At 33.4% G+C, this 1,658-nt stretch carries 2 protein-coding genes; both read left to right on the top strand.

Features of this window, described 5'->3' with window-relative positions; translation table 11 throughout:
• Positions 1-630 (top strand): FMN-dependent NADH-azoreductase, encoded by a 630-nt coding sequence (locus AC1DUW_RS27965; protein WP_477644071.1) that lies wholly within the window; start codon positions 1-3, stop codon positions 628-630.
• A 608-nt stretch (positions 631-1,238) separates the two neighbouring features.
• Positions 1,239-1,658, top strand: a 420-nt coding sequence (locus AC1DUW_RS27960; RefSeq protein ID WP_477644070.1) for an OsmC family protein, incomplete at its 3' end; no start/stop codon positions are given.

Raw genomic sequence — 1,658 nt, 5'->3', positions numbered from 1 at the left:
GTGGTATTATACATCACAGCTCATCCGAATGATGAAACTCAATCTTACAGTATGGCCGTTGGAAAAAAATTTATTGAAACTTATAAAGAAGTAAATCCTAGCCATGAAATTGTGAATATTGACCTTTATAAAGAAAATATTCCTGAAATTGATGTGGATGTTTTCAGTGGTTGGGGAAAACTTCAATCTGGAAAGGGATTTGAAGAACTTTCGTCGGAAGAGAAAACTAAAGTTGGTCGACTCTCAGAATTATGTGAGCAATTCATTGTTGCCGATAAATATATATTTGTAACACCATTATGGAATTTTTCATTCCCACCAGTATTAAAAGCATATATTGATTCTGTTTCTGTTGCAGGAAAAACATTTAAATACACCGACAAAGGTCCAGTTGGCCTTTTAACTGACAAGAAAGCATTGCATATTCAAGCTCGTGGTGGTATTTATTCCGAAGGACCAGCAGCTGAAATGGAAATGGGACACCGATATCTAAATATCATGATGCAATTCTTCGGAGTTCCTTCATTTGAAGGATTATTCGTTGAAGGACATGCTGCAATGCCTGATAAAGCACAAGAAATTAAAGAAAATGCTATTACAAGAGCAAAAGATTTAGCTTCTACTTTTTAATTACCAGTTCAATATTTTTTCAAAATAGGTTCTATTATTAGTCGGAAATCCAGGCTGGAATGTTAAATGTGATCAACCTTTATCTTAAATTTTTAAAAAGAATGGTTTAGTCCATTACTGTTTTGGCTTAGAAAAAAACGTGAAATAGTTAATTAACATCCTAAATTTAAAAAGGAGTAGGGAGTTTTCCTTACTCCTTTTTTGCATGAAAAGATTTCCCCTGCAGAGAGACTATTCTTAATAAATTGAAGATAGGTATCAGTCGTGAAAAGCTCAAGACGTAGTGCTTGTTGCAATGACAGTTAAAAGATAAAAAAATCCTGCAAATCATAGTATCCTTCTTAATTACAGAATAGCAGTGAAAATTTGGTTAAATAATTTCTAGCTATATTACATAATATATAGGTCAAACAATCTCTCAAGGGCATTCACATGTTAACTATGTAAAATACGAATTGGAATAGTCCTTAAGGTACTCTAAGACTCAACACAAAAAATAGTCGGTAGGTTATGTACTAATAAAAACTTAATTGACCTGAAATTTTATTAAATAGCTCTACGAACGTTTTATTAAAGGACAGGAAAACACCAAGGAAGGGTTGAAATAATTGAAGACAATAATTAAATGGACAGGAGAAATGGCTTTTTCTGGATCTACTCCGTCAGGACATGTAATAAAAATGGATGCTGCCAAAGAAGTAGGAGGACAAAATAGTGGAGCGAGACCCACAGAGTTACTGTTACATTCCTTAGCCGGTTGCACAGGAATTGATATTGTAATGATTTTGAAAAAAATGCGATTTGAACCAATTACTTTTCAAATAGAAATAGAAGGATCACGGGCAGAAAATCATCCAAAACGATTTACCGATTATCATATCCATTATTTACTAGAAGGGGAACTGCCAGAAGATAAAGTAGTCCGTGCTATTAAATTATCGAAAGATACGTACTGTTCGGTATATCACTCATTAAATGCAAACATTGAAGTGAGCTATTCAATTAATGGAGTCAAAGGAGATCAAAAA

The organism is Peribacillus sp. P4_C12, assembly GCF_056402095.1.
Note: the sequence above shows the minus strand (reverse complement) of the source record. Positions and strands in the feature narration are given on the sequence as shown.